The organism is Pseudomonas sp. GLN_2 (assembly GCF_043106005.1).
Lineage (GTDB): Bacteria > Pseudomonadota > Gammaproteobacteria > Pseudomonadales > Pseudomonadaceae > Aquipseudomonas > Aquipseudomonas alloputida.
In genome coordinates this window covers 25,123-41,857 of sequence record NZ_JBICMC010000004.1, presented here as the reverse complement: position 1 = coordinate 41,857, position 16,735 = coordinate 25,123, and the positions used below count along the sequence as shown (strand labels likewise).

Here is a 16,735-nt window from a genome sequence, read left to right as displayed (position 1 = left end):
GCAGCAATGCCAACGCCAGGCAGCTTGCAGCTTGCGGCTCGTAGCTTGCCGCTTTATTGCGATTTCCTGACCCGCAGGTACCATTCCGACAGCAGGCGCACCTGTTTGTCGGTATAGCCACGCTCCACCATCCGGGTGACGAAGTCGTTGTGTTTCTTCTGGTCCTCTTTGCTGGCCTTGGCGTTGAAGCTGATGACCGGCAGCAGGTCTTCGGTGTTGGAGAACATTTTCTTCTCGATCACGACCCGCAGCTTTTCATAACTCAGCCAGCTTGGATTCTTGCCATTGTTGTTAGCGCGTGCGCGCAGTACGAAGTTGACGATCTCGTTGCGGAAGTCTTTCGGGTTGCTGATGCCAGCCGGTTTCTCGATCTTTTCCAGTTCCTCGTTGAGCGCAATGCGGTTGAGAATTTCGCCGGTTTCCGGGTCGCGGTATTCCTGATCCTGGATCCAGAAGTCTGCATACAACACGTAGCGGTCGAAGATGTTCTGGCCGTATTCGCTGTAGGACTCCAGGTAGGCGGTCTGGATTTCCTTGCCGATAAACTCGATGTAGCGCGGTGCCAGGTATTCCTTCAGGTAGCGCAGATAGCGTTCGCGCACTTCAGCCGGGAATTGTTCCTGTTCGATCTGCTGTTCGAGGACATACAGCAGGTGCACCGGGTTGGCGGCAATTTCGTGTGGGTCGAAGTTGAACACCTTGGACAGAATCTTGAAGGCGAAGCGCGTCGACAGGCCGTTCATGCCTTCGTCGACACCCGCAGAGTCCCGGTATTCCTGGATCGACTTGGCCTTTGGATCGGTGTCCTTGAGGTTTTCCCCGTCGTAAACGCGCATCTTGGAATAGATATTGGAGTTCTCTGGCTCTTTCAGGCGTGAAAGCACCGTGAACTGAGCGAGCATCTTGAGCGTATCTGGCGCACAGTGGGCCTTGGACAGCGAGCTGTTGACCAGCAGTTTGTCGTAGATCTTGATTTCATCGCTGACCCGCAGGCAGTACGGCACCTTGACGATATAGATCCTGTCGATGAATGCTTCGTTGTTCTTGTTGTTACGGAAGGTGTGCCACTCCGATTCGTTGGAGTGCGCCAGCAGAATCCCGGTATAGGGAATTGCCCCAAGGCCTTCAGTACTGTTGTAGTTGCCTTCCTGGGTGGCGGTGAGCAAGGGGTGCAGGACCTTGATGGGCGCCTTGAACATTTCGACGAATTCCATCAGGCCCTGGTTGGCCCGGCACAGCGCGCCCGAATAGCTATAAGCATCGGCGTCGTTCTGTGGGTATTCCTCAAGTTTGCGGATATCGACCTTGCCGACCAGGGCCGAGATGTCCTGGTTGTTTTCATCGCCGGGTTCAGTCTTGGCAATGGCGATCTGGTTAAGAATCGACGGGTACAGCTTCACCACCTTGAACTTGGAGATGTCCCCGCCAAACTCCTGCAGGCGCTTGGTGGCCCAAGGCGACATGATGGTATTGAGGTAGCGCCGTGGGATGCCGAACTCTTCCTCGAGAATGGCCCCATCTTCGGTGGCATTGAACAAGCCCAGAGGTGACTCGAATACCGGCGAGCCCTTGATCGCGTAGAACGGCACCTTTTCCATCAGCTGCTTGAGTTTTTCCGCCAGCGAGGACTTGCCGCCGCCTACCGGGCCCAGCAGATAGAGGATCTGTTTCTTCTCTTCCAGGCCTTGGGCGGCGTGGCGGAAGTACGACACGATCTGGTCGATGCACTCTTCCATGCCATGGAAGTCGGCAAAGGCCGGATAGCGGCGAATAACCTTGTTGGAGAAGATGCGCGACAGCCTGGAGTTGGTAGAGGTGTCGATCAGCTCTGGCTCACCGATGGCCAGCAACAGCCGTTCGGCCGCCGATGCGTAGGCACTGCGATCCTCTTTACACAGCTCGAGGTACTCCTGCAGCGAGAGTTCTTCCTGGCGCGTAGACTCGAAACGTTGTTGGAAGTGGCTAAAAATACTCATGACGTCACCTCGCTCGATACGTGGAGACGACGCCGGATCAGTCAGCTGATGCTGGCATGCAACCGGGTTGGCCGATTGCTGTAAACCCCCCAGAACACCCTGTAACGCTACCGATGACCCGCACGCCGGTGTACCGGCTCTCCCCTTTTTGGATGGCCTGAGCTTAAGCGTAGTTGGTTATCTGCAAGGTAAAGGGGCGAGAAAGGCAGAAGTTGCGAACGACCGTTCGTCAGATAAGCCGCAAGCCCGCGCGGGGCACGGGCTGCAGGGGAAAATAAAAAATTATTCAGCGTTGCCCTGGGCGGTCTCGGCCGGGTAGGTCGCGCGCCACAGTTCGAAGCCGCCGTCCACGCTGTAAACGTCGGAGAAACCCTGGCCTACCAGGTAGGCGGCAGCACTCTGGCTGGAATTGCCGTGATAGCAGACCACCAGGGTTGGCGCGTCGAGGTCGGCGTTGCGGATGAAATCGGCGACCGAGTGGTTATCCAGGTGCCGGGCGCCGGTGATGTGGCCGGCGGCGAAGGCCTGTGGGTCGCGAATGTCGACGACGACCGCACCTTCTTTCTTGCGAAGCTCCAAGGCCTGCTCAGGAGGGATGCGCTTGAATTCGCTCATGGGTACTACTTCCTTCAGGTGTGATCGTTGAGTGTAGTGGGTTGTGCCGGCTGGCGCAGGGTGCCGTCGTCGGCGCAGTCGCAGCGGTGATATTCGCCGCTGTCGACGTTGTACAGGGTCATGGCGCCGCCCCATACGCAGCCAGTGTCCAGGGCGATGACGTCGGGCTCGGTGACCTCACCCTGCAGAGCGGCCCAATGGCCAAAGATGATCTTCACGTGGCGTGAGCGGCGGTCCTTGTGCGCGTACCAGGCTTTGTAGCCTTTGGGCGCGCTACCCAGGCCTTCCTTGCTCTTGAGGTCGAGTTTGCCATCGGCCGTGCAGAAGCGCATGCGGGTGAAGTAGTTGGTGATGACCCGCAGGCGTTCGACGCCGGCGAGGTTCTTGCTCCACTTGTTCGGCTCGTTGCCATACATGCCGTCGAGGTACAGCTGCAGGCGAGTGTCGTCACGCAGCACTTCCTCGACCTCGGCGGCAAGCTCCAGGGCTTTGCCAAGGGTCCATTGTGGCGGTATGCCGGCGTGAACCAGGGCGATGCCGCGAGGCTCGTCGTAATGCAGCAGCTTTTGCTGGCGCAGCCAGTCGAACAGCTGGTCGGCGTCCGGCGCTTCGATGATCTCGCGCAGTGTGTCGCTTTTCTTGAGGCGCTCGACGTTGTGCCAGGCGGCCAGCAGGTGCAGGTCATGGTTGCCCAGCACGCAGACCAGTGAATGACGGATCGAGTACAGGAAGCGCAGGGTTTCCAGTGACTCGGGGCCGCGGTTGACCAGGTCGCCGACCAGCCACAGGCGGTCGACGGCGGGGTTGAAACTGACGCGGTCGAGCAGGCATTTGAGTGGCTGCAGGCAGCCCTGCAGGTCACCGACGGCGTAGGTGGCCATCAGTGCAGCGCTCCGGGCACTGCCAGCCGGAAGGGGGCAATCTCGGCGTCGAAGCGCTTACCGTCTTCGGCGAACATCTGGTAGCTGCCCTGCATGGTGCCAACGCGGGTGCTGATGACGGCACCACTGCTGTAAGTGTGGCTCTGGCCTGGGTCGATGTTGGGTTGCTGGCCGACCACGCCGGCGCCGCGTACTTCCTCAACCTCGCCGTCACCGTTGGTGATCAGCCAGTGGCGCGACAGCAACTTGGCACTGAGCGAGCCGTTGTTCTGCACGGTAATGGTGTAGGCGAAAGCGAAGCGACTGTTTTCGGGGTCGGATTGTTCTTTCAGGTAGCGGGTCACGACGCTGACGTCGATTTGATAGCGGGGGTCGGACATGCAAGGGCCTTGGGCGAACTGACGCAATAATGCAGTCTAGGCCATTGGGAGGGGGGAGGGCCAGCGGTGATCGGGCTTGGGGGGTGTGTTGTCTGTGCCGGCCTCTTCGCGGGTAAACCCGCTCCTACAAGGGGTCGCACAGGATTTGAGGGTTGTGCGATCCCTTGTGGCCCGCGAAGAGGCCGGTACGGGCTAAATCAGGCTTGTTGCTGATCAGCCAGTTGGTCAGCCAGGCGCACGAAGGCTGCCAGGTCGAGCTGTTCAGGGCGCAGGCTGCCATCAACGCCAGCAGCCTCGATGGCGGCGCTGTCCAGCAGGCCTTTCATGGTGTTGCGCAGGGTCTTGCGGCGCTGGTTGAACGCTTCGCGAACGACACGCTCCAGCAGCAGGTGGTCCTTGGCCGGGAACGGCAGCACTTCGTGCGGCACCAGGCGGACGATTGCCGAATCCACTTTCGGGGGTGGGTTGAAGGCTCCAGGGCCGACATTGAACAGGTGCTCCACGCGGCAGTGGTACTGCACCATGATCGACAAGCGCCCCCAGTCACCGCCGCCAGGGCCGGCGGCCATGCGCTCGACCACTTCCTTTTGCAGCATGAAATGCATGTCGCGGATCAGCCCGGCGTGGCTGAGCAGGTGGAAGATCAGCGGGGTGGAGATGTTGTAGGGCAGGTTGCCAACCACCTTGAGGCTGCGCGGCGGCACGCCCAGCTGGTTGAAGTCGAACTTCAGGGCGTCACCCTGGTGCAGGCGGAAGTTGCTGCGATCAGCGAACTTGTGCTGCAGGATCGGCACCAGGTCTTTGTCCAGTTCCACCACGTCCAGCTGTGCGCCACTGCCCAGCAGGCCTTCGGTCAGGGCGCCCTGGCCCGGGCCGATTTCCAGCAGGTGTTCGCCGGCCTTGGCGTTGATGGCACGCAGGATGCGGTCGATGATACCGGCGTCGTGCAGGAAGTTCTGGCCGAAGCGCTTGCGCGCCCGGTGTTGGTATTGCTCGTTCATGGTCGGTTCTCGGCCATCTGGTAGGCGGTTTCCAGTGCGACGCGCAGGCTGCCGGTGTCGACTTTGCCAGTGCCGGCCAGGTCCAGGGCGGTGCCGTGGTCAACCGACGTGCGGATGATTGGCAGGCCCAGGGTCACGTTCACTGCTGCGCCGAAGCCTTTGTACTTGAGTACGGGAAGGCCCTGGTCGTGGTACATCGCCAGCACTGCATCGCAGTGCTCCAGATATTTGGGGGTAAACAGGGTATCGGCCGGCAGCGGCCCGCGCAGGTCCATGCCTTCGGTGCGCAGGCGGGCCAAGGTCGGCTCGATGATGTCGATTTCTTCGCGGCCCAGGTGGCCGCCCTCGCCCGCGTGCGGGTTGAGGCCGCACACGAGGATACGCGGGTTGGCAATGCCGAACTTGTCGCGCATGTCGGCATGCAGGATACGGGTTACACGTTCAACGCGCTCTGCAGTGATAGCGTCGGCAACATCACGCAGTGGCAGGTGCGTGGTCACCAGGGCCACGCGCAGGCCGCGGGTGGCCAGCATCATTACCACTTGTGCGGTGCGGGTCAGTTCGGCAAGGAATTCGGTATGCCCGGAAAAGGCGATACCGCTTTCGTTGATCACACCCTTGTGCACCGGGGCCGTGATCATCCCGGCGAAGTGCCCGTCCAGGCAGCCTTGCCCGGCGCGGGTCAGGGTTTCCAGCACGAACGCTGCGTTGGCCTTGTCGAGCTGGCCTGGCACCACCGGGGCCGCCAAGGGGGTATCCCAGACGTACAGGCTACCTGCGGGTGCCGGGAGGTCAGGCCATTGGCCCGGGGCTACCGGCAGCAGGCTGACGGCCAGCCCCAGCTGCGTGGCCCGCTCGGCGAGCAGGTCACGGCTGGTGATGGCGATCAGGGGGTGGGGCTGGGCGTCTGCGGCGAGCAGCAGGCACAGGTCGGGACCTATGCCGGCCGGCTCGCCGGGGGTGACGGCGAAGCGCAGGGGCTTCACTGGGCGGCCTGGTCAGCGCCAGGCAGCTTGATTTCAACGTAGGCTTCGTCGCGGATCTGGCGCAGCCAGGTTTGCAGCTCTTCGTCATACTTGCGGTTGCGCAGTACGCTCAGGGCCTGCTGTTCGCGAGCCTGCTCGGTGCTGTCGGTGGCGCGGCGGCCCAGCACTTCCAGAACGTGCCAGCCGTACTGGGTCTTGAACGGTTTGGTCACTACGCCTTGCTGGGCATTGGCCATCTGCTCACGGAACTCCGGTACCAGGCTGTTCGGATCGACCCAGTTGAGGTCGCCGCCGTTGAGTGCCGAACCCGGGTCTTCCGAGAAGCTCTTGGCCAGTTCGCCGAAGTCTTCGCCGTTCTTGATCCGATCGTACAGGCGCTCGGCCAGTTGCTGGGTGGCCGCCTCGCTGCGGATCTCGCTTGGTTTGATCAGGATGTGGCGTACATGCACTTCGTCACGCAGAACGTTCTCGCTGCCGCCGCGCTTCTCCTCGAGCTTGAGGATGATGAAGCCGTTGGGGATGCGAATAGGCTGGGTAATTTCGCCCACCGGCATGCTGCTGAGCATCTTGGCGAAGTCGGGTGGCAGCTGACCGGCTTTACGCCAGCCCATCTCGCCGCCTTCCAGGGCGTTTTCGCTGGCCGAGTTGGCAATCGCCATCTGGCCGAAGTCAGCACCCTGGCGCAGTTGCTGGTAAACGTCACCGACCTTGCGCGCAGCCTTCTGGATATCGTCCGAGTTGGCGGCTTCCGGGGTCGGGATGAGGATGTTGGCCAGGCGGTACTCTTCCGACATCTGCATCTTGCCCAGGTCCGAGGCCAGGAAGTTCTTCACTTCCTGCTCGGACACCTGAATGCGTTCGGCAACGCGACGTTGGCGCACGCGGCTGATGATCATCTCGCGCTTGACCTGCTCGCGAGCGTCCTCGAACGACAGGCCGTCACGGGCCAGCGCCGCGCGGAACTGGTCCAGCGACATGCCATTGCGCTGGGCAATGGTGCCAATGGCCTGGTTCAGCTCTTCGTCGGTGATGCGGATGCCAGAGCGCTCGCCGATCTGCAGCTGCAGGTTCTCGACGATCAGGCGTTCCAGGACCTGCTGTTCCAGGGCGCTGGTCGGCGGCACGCCGCCGCCGCGCTTGGCGATGGTTTGCTGGACCTCATGGACACGCTGGTCCAGCTGGCTTTGCATGACCACGTCGTTGTCGACGATAGCCACCACGCGATCAAGAGGTTGCACCGCGGCATGCACCGCGCCACTCAGCAAAGCGACGCCCAGCAACACTGGGCGCAGACGATCAATAAGCTTGGTCTTCACGTTCACGGTAACCTTGAATGCCTTGGTCGAGGAAAGACTCGACCTTGTTGCCAACTACGCCGCCGAGGCCTTTCAGGACGATCTGAAGGAAGACACCGTGGTCGCCTTTTTCGTTCTGTGGAAGGGCCTGGCTGAAATCGTCGTAGTCGATCCAGTAACGGTTGATCAGGCGCAGCTTCCAGCAGCAGTTGTCGTATTCGAAACCACCCATGGCTTCCAGGGTACGGTTGCGGTTGTAGTCATGCTGCCAGCGAGCGATTACGTTCCACTGCGGCACGATCGGCCAGATAACCGAGAAGTCGTGCTGCTGGATCTTGTAGTAATCCTTGATGTAGTTCGGATCGCCCGGGGTGCCATAGTCACCGCCGCCCACTTTCCAGGTACCCGTGGTCGAGTCGTAGGCAATGGTGTCGTTACGGTAGCGATAACCGAGGTTGACGATCTTGTTCGGGTTGTCTTCAGGCTGGTAGTGGAACATCGCGCTGCCCGAGCGGGTGCTGCGGCTGTCCGGGTCCCAGTTGAAGTCCGAATTGAAGCGCCAGTCGCGGTTGAAGTAGTAGTTGTACACCAGGGCGTATGGCGATACATCGGACTGCGCGTCCTTGCGGGTGCGGTAGTCGATGCCTGGCAGCTGGACCTTGCGGTCCTTGAAGTAGTAGGCCTGGCCGATGCTGAAGTTCTGGCGCTCGAAGCCGTTCTCCTCGATCCAGCGGGTGGTCACGCCCAGCGACAGCTTGTTCTCGTCGCCGATGCGGTCGGTACCACTGAAACGGTTGTCACGGAACAGCGAGTCGTAGCTGAACAGGGTTTCACCCGTGTCGAACAGCGGGATGTCCATCTGGTCCTTGTACGGGACATAGAGGTAGAACATGCGCGGTTCGAGGGTCTGGCGGTAGTTGGTGCCGAACAACGAGGTGTTGCGGTCGAAATACAGGCCGCTGTCGACGCTGAAAATCGGGATATCGCGGTTCAGGTTGCTTTTGTAGTCGCCGAACACGTCCAGTGTGTCTGCGTTCGCGGCAGCAATGTCGCTCTTGCCCTTGCTATCCAGGTCAAGGTCGTAATGGGTATACATGTACTTCAGCTTCGGCGTGATGTAGCCGTAGCTGGCCTCCATCGGCAGGCTGATGGACGGGGCGACGTTCAGGCGGGTACCGTTGGCACGCGCTACACCGAAGATATTTTCGTCAAGACGACGACCAGGTACGCCGGCGCTGGCGTCTGGATTGCCATCTTCGTCCAGAACGAAATCGTCCTTCAGGTCACGATCAAAACGAACAGCTTCAGTCTCGTACCCAAGGTTCAAACCGCCAGGCTGGAACGGCAGCGTACCGTTCAGGGTCAGCTGCGGCAGGCGATCATACGGCGTGATCTGCGAGATGGTCGCCATCTCGTAGGCATGCACATTCAACCGCGCGGTGTAGCTGTCGCCGCGGTAGGTCAACGCACCCTGCTGGTTCAGCAGGTCGCGGCTTTCCACGCCAATCTGGTCGGTTTCCAGGTCCTGGAAGTAGAACGGGTCGCTGATGTCGGTGTAGTCCACCTCGGTCATCAGGCGTTCGTCCAGGCCACCCTTGTGCTGCCAGTTGACCATCCAGCGCTGATCTTTGTAATCCGTCTGATCTTTGCGGTCGTCGTTCTTGTCGTTCAGGTAGGCGCCGCCGAACTGGCCTTCGCTGGAAGGTGTCAGGTAGCGGAACTCGCCTTCCATCAGCAGGCCGCGCTTGGCCATGTAGCGCGGGTACAACGTGGCGTCGTAGTTAGGCGCCAGGTTGAAGTAGTACGGCGTGACCAGCATGAAGCCGGTGTCGCTGCTGGTGCTGAACGACGGCGGCAGGAAACCGGACTGGCGACGGTCGTCAATCGGGAAGTAGATGTACGGTGTATAGAACACCGGGAAATCCTTGACCCGTAGCGTAACGTTGGTCGCAGTACCGAAACCGGTGGCCGGGTTCAGGGTGATGTTGTTGCCCTTCAACTGCCAGGCGTTGCTGCCCGGTTCGCAGGTGGTGTACGTACCGTCTTTGAGGCGGATGATGGCGTTTTCGCCACGCTTGGCGTACAGGGCACTGCCGCGGATGTGCGACTTGTGCATCACGTATTCGGCGTTGTCGACCTGGGCTTCGCCAGTGTCGAGCTGGATCTGGGCTTCGTCACCGACCACCAGCGAACCGTTGTCACGGATCTTGACGTTGCCCTTGAGCTCGCCACGGTTTTCGGCCTGGTAGAGGTTGGCCTCGTCGGCTTCGGCCTGCATGCTGCCCTGGCGCATCACCACGTCACCGGCGAGGGTAGCGACCTGCTGCTCCTGCTGGTACTTGGATACCTTGGCATTGATGTAGGTTGGCGACTCGTCCTTCGGCGTGGTGTCGGCCATGCCCGGGCGGGTTGGCTCGATATACGCGCCACCGCAGTACGGGCCGGTTTCAGCCAGCTGCGCGGCGGTGAGCTTTTCACGCGGCACCCAGTCCAGGTGGCTGTAGTCTTCGCTGCGCGACTTCAGACCACGGCCCTTGGCCTCGGTAACCAGCACGGGCCGGTCCGCAGTTTCGGCTTCGCCCGCCGCTTCGGTACCGGAGCTGACGGCTGCACCTTCGTGCACCGGGCGCGGTGGCAAGTTGTTGACTGGGGTTTTGGGCTTGCAGTCCCAACCACCGGCGGCGGACACTTGGCAGTCGAACTGTTCGGCTGCCACTACGTATGAGGTGGCCAGAGGTTGCAGGGCCAGCAGACCGCCGGTTACCAGCAACGGAAACTTTCTACGAAACGCGGGGGATTTCAATGCCATCTTATTAGTCCGGGCTTCCTGCGTGCCATCTGCCCGCGTGTGGGGCCGCACGCCTCTCGATGGTCTGAAAAAGATGCTGGATAATAAAGCATGACCCGCTTGACGGCTAGGGCCGTCGGAGACCCTTGCAATGCCTGAACACGATGTACGCCTGCAACAACTGACGGTCTGGCTCGATGAACAGCTCAATGATCTTTTCCGTGACAACGCCTGGGGCGAGGTGCCTGCAGGCAGCTTGACCGCTGCCAGCAGCGACGCCAGCTTCCGCCGCTATTTCCGCTGGCAGGGCGCTGGCCACAGTTTCGTGATCATGGATGCGCCCCCCCCGCAGGAGAACTGCCGACCGTTCGTCGCCATCGACCACCTGCTGGCCAGCGCTGACGTCCATGTGCCGCTGATCCACGCCCAGGACCTGGAACGCGGCTTTTTGTTGCTTGGGGATCTGGGCACTCAGACATACCTTGACATCATCAATGCCGACAACGCCGATGGCCTGTTCGCCGACGCCATCGATGCCCTTCTGAAGTTCCAGCGTTTGCCGATGGACGCGCCGCTGCCCAGCTACGACGACGCCCTGCTGCGCCGTGAAGTGGAACTGTTCCCCGAATGGTACGTGGGGCGTGAGCTGGGCCTGACCTTCACCGATGCACAGAAGGCCACCTGGCAGCGCGTCAGCCAGTTGCTGATCGACAGCGCCCTGGCGCAGCCCAAGGTGCTGGTACACCGTGACTACATGCCGCGCAACCTGATGCAGAGCACCCCCAACCCTGGTGTGCTGGACTTTCAGGATGCGGTATACGGCCCGGTCACCTACGACATTACCTGCCTGTTCAAGGACGCCTTTGTCAGCTGGCCGCAGGCGCGGGTCGAAGGTTGGCTGAGCGACTACTGGCAGCAGGCGCAGGCGGCTGGCATCCCGGTGCATGCCGAGTTCGAAGCCTTCCACCGCGCCAGTGACCTGATGGGCGTGCAGCGGCACCTGAAGGTGATCGGCATCTTCGCCCGTATCTGCCACCGCGACGGCAAGCCGCGTTACCTGGGCGACGTGCCGCGTTTCTTCGCCTATATAAATGAAGTGATCGGTCGCCGGCCCGAATTGGCGGAGCTGGGTGAGCTGATTGCCGAGTTGCAGGCCGGAGCGCGTGCATGAAGGCCATGATCCTGGCTGCGGGGAAGGGCGAGCGCATGCGCCCGCTGACCCTGCACACCCCAAAACCGTTGGTCCCGGTCGCCGGCCAGCCGCTGATCGAGTACCACTTGCGCGCCCTGGCGGCAGCGGGCGTGACCGAAGTGGTGATCAACCATGCCTGGCTTGGCCAGCAGATCGAAGACCATCTGGGCGACGGTAGCCGCTTCGGCCTGAGCATTCGCTATTCACCTGAAGGTGAACCGCTGGAAACCGGCGGCGGCATCTTCAAGGCCCTGCCTTTGTTGGGTGATGCGCCGTTCCTGCTGGTGAATGGCGATGTGTGGACCGACTACGACTTCGCGCGTTTGCAGGCTCCCCTGCAAGGCCTGGCTCACCTGGTACTGGTCGACAACCCTGGCCATCACGGCCGTGGTGACTTCCGCCTGGTGGGCGAGCAGGTCGTTGACGGTGATGACGCGCCCGGCACGCTGACCTTCAGCGGCATTTCCGTGCTGCACCCGGCGCTGTTCGAAGGTTGCCAGGCGAGTGCCTTCAAGCTGGCACCGTTGCTGCGCCAGGCGATGGCGGCCGGCAAGGTATCTGGCGAACACTACCGTGGGCACTGGGTGGATGTTGGCACGCTTGAACGCCTGGCCGAGGCTGAGTCTCTGATTGGCGAGCGCGCCTGACATGTGGTGGCCAGGCACGGTGATAGGTGTGGGTGCCGGCTTTGCCGTTGCGAGCATACCGGGTGCCTTGCTCGGTGCGTTGCTTGGGCAGGCCATTGACCGCCGGCTGCGCTTGCAAGGCTGGGAAGACATGCGCGAACGCCTGGGTGGGCGCCCCGCATTACGCGACGACGAGTTGTTGTTCGTGTTGCTTGGGCGCCTGGCCAAGTGCGATGGCCGGGTAGCCGAGCAGCATATCCAGCAGGCGCGTCAGGAGATGGTGCGCCTGGACCTGGCCGAGGCAGCCCGGCTGCGCGCCATCAATGCGTTCAACCGTGGCAAGGCGGGCAAGGACCGGCTTGGCAGGCACCTGCGGCGCATCAGTCAGCAGCCCCACGCGGCGGAAGGTACCTTGCGGGCCTGTTGGCGCATGGTCTGGGCTGACGGCAAGATGGGCAACAAGGAGCGTGAGTTGCTGCTGGACTGGGGGCAGAAGCTGGGCATGAGCCGACGCCAGGTGCAGGCCATGTCGCTGGAGTACGAGCCGCGCAAGGCTGCGGGGGCAGAAAGCGTGCCCATGACCTACGCGGCAGCGTTGCGCTTGCTGGCGGTGGACGCAGACACCGACACCGATAAGGTCAAGCAGGCCTATCGTCGGCTTGTCAGCCGGCATCACCCGGACAAGCTGGCAGGTACCGGTGCCAGCGAGGCGCAGGTGCGTGAAGCGACCGCGCGCACCCGTGAGTTGCACCAGGCCTATGCCATGATCCGCAAGCGGCGCGGCCTTTGACGCCCCGCCACAAGGATCAAGCCTAACTCAGCCCTGAGGGCTCATCCACCCCCGCACCCGGCGGAACAATTGCTCTTGTTCCGCCGCTTTGTTTGCTGGCATGGCAATCAATGACAATTGTCGGTACTGGCTATCCTTCTGCCGCTTGCTGGCCTGCAGCCGTTGCTGGGCTGCGTTGCGGTCAGCGCTGCGGGTGGCGTAGTAGATATCGGCCGTGGGTACCTTCAAGGTTGGGGCCAGGCTTTCCAGGTCCTGCTCCACCCGTGCAGGGGTCTGTGCAGCGACCATCACCAGTTTTTGTACCTGCGGTGGCTGTTTCTCGCTCAGGTAGCGCGCCGCCCAATATGCACCGCTACCATGGCCGATCAGTACGATGCTGCGGGCATTGTGTTGTTGGGCGAACGCCACGGCGGCATCCAGGCGGGCGAAGATGCGTTCGGCATCTGCCGGGTCGGCCTGCTCGCTGGCTTGTTCGGCATCGGTGCTTTCTGCTGTGTCGGCATCGGCCGCGGTGGCTTGGGCCACGTTGGCGTTGGCGTCGGCCGGCACGTCCTTGACCGGTGCGCTTTCGCCTTTGTCTGGCGCAGGCGCTGCCGGTGGTGTGGCTTCGACCCGTGCTTGCGGGCTGTCTGCAAGCAGGTCGGGCAGGCTGATGCTCAGGCTGTGCCAGCCGATATCAGGGAATTTCTGCCGCAGTGGGCCGACTGCATTTGGCCAGTCGGCCGTTTCGCCTGCACCGGGGACAATGATCACCGCCCCTTGCGGATCGTTGTCGTTGGCCGGCTTCCACAGGGCCAGGAAACTGTCGGCACCGGCCTGCAGGGTCTGCTGCTCAGCCTTGGGCAGCAGCCGCTCCAGCGCCAGTGCATCCTCCTGGCTGCGTTCCAGCAAGGGTGGGCGTGGGGCCTCGGCAGCCGGTGCCATGGTATTTGCAGGTGGTTTTTCGGCATCGGCGGCCAAGGCGCCGAGTGGAAGGACCGAGGCCAGGCAGCACATTGCCAGCGTCGTGCGATAAAGTGTGGACATGAGTCAACCCAAGGCCAGAATGAAACCGGCAGCCTAATAGTATTTGCCCGTGACGGCCATGCTGCATGACCGTCTTTGCCAAGTCGAGCGTATAGATGAAGCGAGTGCGTCGCCTGTTGGTTATCGGCTGCTTGTGGCTGCCCTTGATTGCCTGGGCCAAGCCCGAGGCGCTGCCCTCTGTGGTGCTGGAGCCTGACCAGCAGCAGTGGCTGGACACCCACCGCAGCCTGCGTGTCGGCTTGGTGTTGCAGGCGCCCTACGCCCAGTTCGACCGGCGTCTGCAGCAACTGTACGGGGCCAATGTGGAGCTGGTGAACAGCCTGGCGCAGGCGCTGCGGCTGGACCTCACCTGGCGTAACTTCAGTGACCAGGCCAGTTTGGAGCATGCCCTGCAAAGCGGCGAAATCGACTTCGCCCCTGGCCTTACCCAGACGCCAGCCAGCCTGCGCCTGTGGCTATTCAGCGACCCGTACATGCGCGTGCCACAGCTGGTGGTGGGGCCGCGCACCGGGGCCATGGCCGTGGAGCTGGAAAAGCTTGAAGCCGAGCAACGCGTGGCGGTGCGCATGCCCAGCCCGCTGGCGGATTACCTGCGCGGTAACTACGGCAACCTCAACCTGCAGGGGGTGCCCGACGATCGTGAGGCCTTGCAACTGGTGGTAGGCGGCCAGGCCAGTTTCGCCGTGCTGGATGAAGCGCAGCTCAGCCGCCTGTCGCGCGAGAGCGAGTTCGGTGAGCTGGCGGTGGTCGGCGATATTGGCCTGCCGCAGCTGTTGCGTATCGGTTCGCGGCGCGACTGGCCGCTGCTGGCCGATATACTTGAACGTGGCTTGCAGGCCGTGCCGGCCAAGGAGCTGGAACAACTGCATCAGCGCTGGTTGCAGCCGAAGTACCCGCGCCTGAGCGAGTCGCCGGGCTTCTGGCAGAACATGGCCTTGCTGTTCGGTCTGTTGCTGTTGTGTGCCTTGGCCACGCTGGTGTGGCAACGCCGTCAGCAGCGCCAGCTGGAGCGCAGCCTGTTGGCCGCGCGGGAAAGCCTTGTTGAGCGCCAGGTGCGCGAAGAGGCGTTGCGCCTGAGCCAGTTCGCCATCGATCAGAGCACCGTGGGTATCCTCTGGGTCAACTGGGATAGCCATGTGCGTTACGCCAACCATGCCGCCGAGCGCATGTTGGGCTACAGCGAAGGGGCGTTGCTGGAGCGGCCGCTGAGCGACTTCGAGCCGAGCCTGAACATGGAGCGTTGGCTGGAGCTGTGGAAGGGGGCGCGGACAGGGGCGGGGGGTGTCGGTCAGTTTGAGACGCAATGCCGGCGGGCTGATCAAAGCTTGCTACCCGTGGAGCTGTCGCTGAGCTTTCTGCGCTTTCGTGATTCCGAATATCTGGTGGTCTACCTCGCCGATGTCACCGAACGCCACCGTGCCCTGGCGGCCCTTCGCGAAAGCGAGGCGCGGCTCAAGGGCATTGCTGGCAACGTACCAGGGTTGGTGTTTCGCCTGGAACGTGACCCGGCCGAGGGCGATCTGGAGTTCCCCTATATCAGTGAGGGTAGCGAGGCTTTGGTAGGTTATGCACCCAGCGAGATCCAGCACCCGCAGATGGGCCTGCGCAACCTGGTGCACCCCGAGGACCGTGCTGATTATCACCGGGTTCAGGACCTGGCCCTGGCCAGCGACCAGGACTGGTCCTGGCAAGGGCGCATCCTCACCCGGCAGGGCGAACAGCGCTGGGCCGATATCAAGGCCAGCGCCCGGCATCTGGGCAACGGCCAGGTGGTGTGGGACGGTGTAGTCTGGGACATCACACAGGGCAAGCGGGCCGAGCTGGCGCTGGCGAAGTCCCAGGAGCAGCTGCGCGAACTCTCGGCCCACCTGGAGAGCGTGCGTGAAGAGGAAAAAGCCCGTATCGCCCGGGAAGTGCATGATGAACTGGGGCAGATGCTGACCGTGCTCAAGCTGGAAGTGTCGATGTGCGAGCTGGCCTATGCTGAGCTGGACCCTGGCCTGAATGATCGCCTGGCGAGCATGAAACGCCTGATCGCCCAGTTGTTCCAGTTGGTGCGCGATGTCGCCACTGCCTTGCGTCCGCCGATCCTCGATGCCGGCATTGCCTCGGCCATCGAATGGCAGGCGCGGCGTTTCGAGGCACGCACGCAAATCCCCTGTCTGGTGCAAGTACCCGATAATCTGCCAGCATTGAGTGATGCCAAGGCCACCGGGCTGTTTCGTATCCTCCAGGAAGCGCTGACCAATGTGATGCGTCACGCCCAGGCGCACAGCGTAGAGATTGAGCTGGTACGTGAGGGCGGACAGTTGCGCATGACGGTCAGTGATGATGGCCAAGGCTTTTGCCGCGAGCAGACCCGGCCCACCTCGTTTGGCCTGGTGGGTGTGCGCGAGCGGGTGCTGATGCTGGGTGGGAGCATGGCGCTGGAAAGCGAGCCGGGCGAAGGCACCAGCCTGAGTGTGGCCATTCCGTTGGAGTAGGAGAGCAATCGTGATTCGAGTACTGGTGGCCGAAGACCACACCATTGTCCGTGAAGGCATCAAGCAGTTGATTGGCCTGGCCAAGGACATGCAAGTGGCGGGGGAGGCCGGTAATGGCGAGCAGTTGCTCGAAACCCTGCGCCACACACCGTGCGAGGTGGTACTGCTGGATATCTCGATGCCGGGTGTGAACGGCCTGGAGGCGATCCCGCGTATCCGTGCGCTGCACGATGCTCCAGCGATCCTGATGTTGTCGATGCACGATGAGGCACAGATGGCGGCGCGGGCGCTGAAGGCCGGTGCGGCGGGCTATGCCACCAAAGACAGTGATCCGGCGTTGTTGTTGACAGCGATTCGTCGGGTGGCCGGTGGCGGGCGTTATATCGACCCGTCGCTGGCCGACCGCATGGTGTTCGAAGTAGGCCTCACCGAATCCCGGCCGTTGCACACACTGCTCTCGGAGCGCGAGTTTTCAGTGTTCGAGCGCCTGGCCCAAGGCGCCAACGTCAACGACATCGCCCAGCAGTTGGCGCTGTCGAGCAAGACCATCAGCACCCACAAGGCACGCCTGATGCAGAAGTTGAAAGTGAACTCGCTGGCGGAGCTGGTGAAGTACGCCATGGAGCACAAGCTGGTCTGATTGCGACATACGGGTGCCCGAAACTTCCCGAATCCTCTGTGGGAGCGGGCATGCCC

General features: G+C 62.2%; 14 protein-coding genes. 5 read left to right on the top strand and 9 right to left on the bottom strand.

Translation table 11 applies throughout. The annotated features are described in order from the left end of the window. Window positions 1-53: 53 nt before the first annotated feature. The 8 genes from ACF8Q6_RS00935 to ACF8Q6_RS00900 all read right to left on the bottom strand — a co-directional run bounded on the left by ACF8Q6_RS00935 (window position 54) and on the right by ACF8Q6_RS00900 (window position 9,943). Window positions 54-1,976: a PrkA family serine protein kinase gene (locus ACF8Q6_RS00935; RefSeq protein ID WP_003255563.1), complete on the bottom strand. Its 1,923-nt coding sequence runs from the start codon at window positions 1,974-1,976 to the stop codon at window positions 54-56. Between the two features lie 282 nt (window positions 1,977-2,258). Further along, window positions 2,259-2,591 (bottom strand): thiosulfate sulfurtransferase GlpE, encoded by a 333-nt coding sequence (gene glpE, locus ACF8Q6_RS00930; protein WP_010951742.1) that lies wholly within the window; start codon window positions 2,589-2,591, stop codon window positions 2,259-2,261. A gap of 14 nt (window positions 2,592-2,605) precedes the next feature. After that, window positions 2,606-3,472, bottom strand: coding sequence for a symmetrical bis(5'-nucleosyl)-tetraphosphatase (locus ACF8Q6_RS00925; protein ID WP_004576191.1), 867 nt, complete (start codon window positions 3,470-3,472; stop codon window positions 2,606-2,608). Then, window positions 3,472-3,852, bottom strand: coding sequence for a Co2+/Mg2+ efflux protein ApaG (apaG, locus tag ACF8Q6_RS00920; RefSeq protein WP_003255559.1), 381 nt, complete (start codon window positions 3,850-3,852; stop codon window positions 3,472-3,474). Before apaG ends, ACF8Q6_RS00925 begins: the two co-directional genes overlap by 1 nt. Before the next feature lie 197 nt (window positions 3,853-4,049). Next, window positions 4,050-4,853, bottom strand: a complete 804-nt coding sequence (gene rsmA / locus ACF8Q6_RS00915) for a 16S rRNA (adenine(1518)-N(6)/adenine(1519)-N(6))-dimethyltransferase RsmA (RefSeq protein ID WP_003255558.1) — start codon at window positions 4,851-4,853, stop codon at window positions 4,050-4,052. Next, complete coding sequence (gene pdxA / locus ACF8Q6_RS00910; protein WP_003255557.1) at window positions 4,850-5,839, bottom strand: 4-hydroxythreonine-4-phosphate dehydrogenase PdxA; 990 nt, start codon at window positions 5,837-5,839, stop codon at window positions 4,850-4,852. Before pdxA ends, rsmA begins: the two co-directional genes overlap by 4 nt. Further along, complete coding sequence (gene surA / locus ACF8Q6_RS00905) at window positions 5,836-7,155, bottom strand: peptidylprolyl isomerase SurA (protein ID WP_392491390.1); 1,320 nt, start codon at window positions 7,153-7,155, stop codon at window positions 5,836-5,838. The genes pdxA and surA overlap by 4 nt, the downstream gene beginning before the upstream one ends. Continuing rightward, entirely contained in the window at window positions 7,136-9,943 is a 2,808-nt protein-coding gene (locus ACF8Q6_RS00900; RefSeq protein WP_121782780.1) for an LPS-assembly protein LptD, read from the bottom strand. Before ACF8Q6_RS00900 ends, surA begins: the two co-directional genes overlap by 20 nt. A gap of 130 nt (window positions 9,944-10,073) precedes the next feature. Here ACF8Q6_RS00900 and ACF8Q6_RS00895 point away from each other — a divergent pair, with 130 nt between their 5' ends. Genes ACF8Q6_RS00895 through ACF8Q6_RS00885 form a run of 3 tightly spaced genes read left to right on the top strand, consistent with a single transcriptional unit; the run spans window position 10,074 to window position 12,530 of the window. After that, window positions 10,074-11,093 (top strand): aminoglycoside phosphotransferase family protein, encoded by a 1,020-nt coding sequence (locus ACF8Q6_RS00895; protein WP_014755129.1) that lies wholly within the window; start codon window positions 10,074-10,076, stop codon window positions 11,091-11,093. Beyond that, window positions 11,090-11,761, top strand: coding sequence for an N-acetylmuramate alpha-1-phosphate uridylyltransferase MurU (gene murU, locus ACF8Q6_RS00890; protein ID WP_392490129.1), 672 nt, complete (start codon window positions 11,090-11,092; stop codon window positions 11,759-11,761). The genes ACF8Q6_RS00895 and murU overlap by 4 nt, the downstream gene beginning before the upstream one ends. 1 nt (window position 11,762) lies before the next feature. Continuing rightward, on the top strand, window positions 11,763-12,530 hold the full coding sequence (locus ACF8Q6_RS00885; protein ID WP_392490128.1) for a TerB family tellurite resistance protein: 768 nt from the start codon (window positions 11,763-11,765) through the stop codon (window positions 12,528-12,530). Between the two features lie 27 nt (window positions 12,531-12,557). Here the strand turns inward: ACF8Q6_RS00885 and ACF8Q6_RS00880 are convergent, their stop codons facing one another. Next, the gene (locus ACF8Q6_RS00880) at window positions 12,558-13,556 is read right to left on the bottom strand and encodes an alpha/beta hydrolase family protein (protein WP_392490127.1); all 999 of its coding nucleotides are present in this window, start codon (window positions 13,554-13,556) and stop codon (window positions 12,558-12,560) included. A gap of 95 nt (window positions 13,557-13,651) precedes the next feature. Between ACF8Q6_RS00880 and ACF8Q6_RS00875 the strand changes: the two genes are divergently transcribed. Next, on the top strand, window positions 13,652-16,039 hold the full coding sequence (locus tag ACF8Q6_RS00875) for a PAS domain S-box protein (protein WP_392490126.1): 2,388 nt from the start codon (window positions 13,652-13,654) through the stop codon (window positions 16,037-16,039). Between the two features lie 7 nt (window positions 16,040-16,046). Beyond that, entirely contained in the window at window positions 16,047-16,679 is a 633-nt protein-coding gene (locus ACF8Q6_RS00870; RefSeq protein WP_173401663.1) for a response regulator transcription factor, read from the top strand. Window positions 16,680-16,735 lie beyond the last annotated feature (56 nt).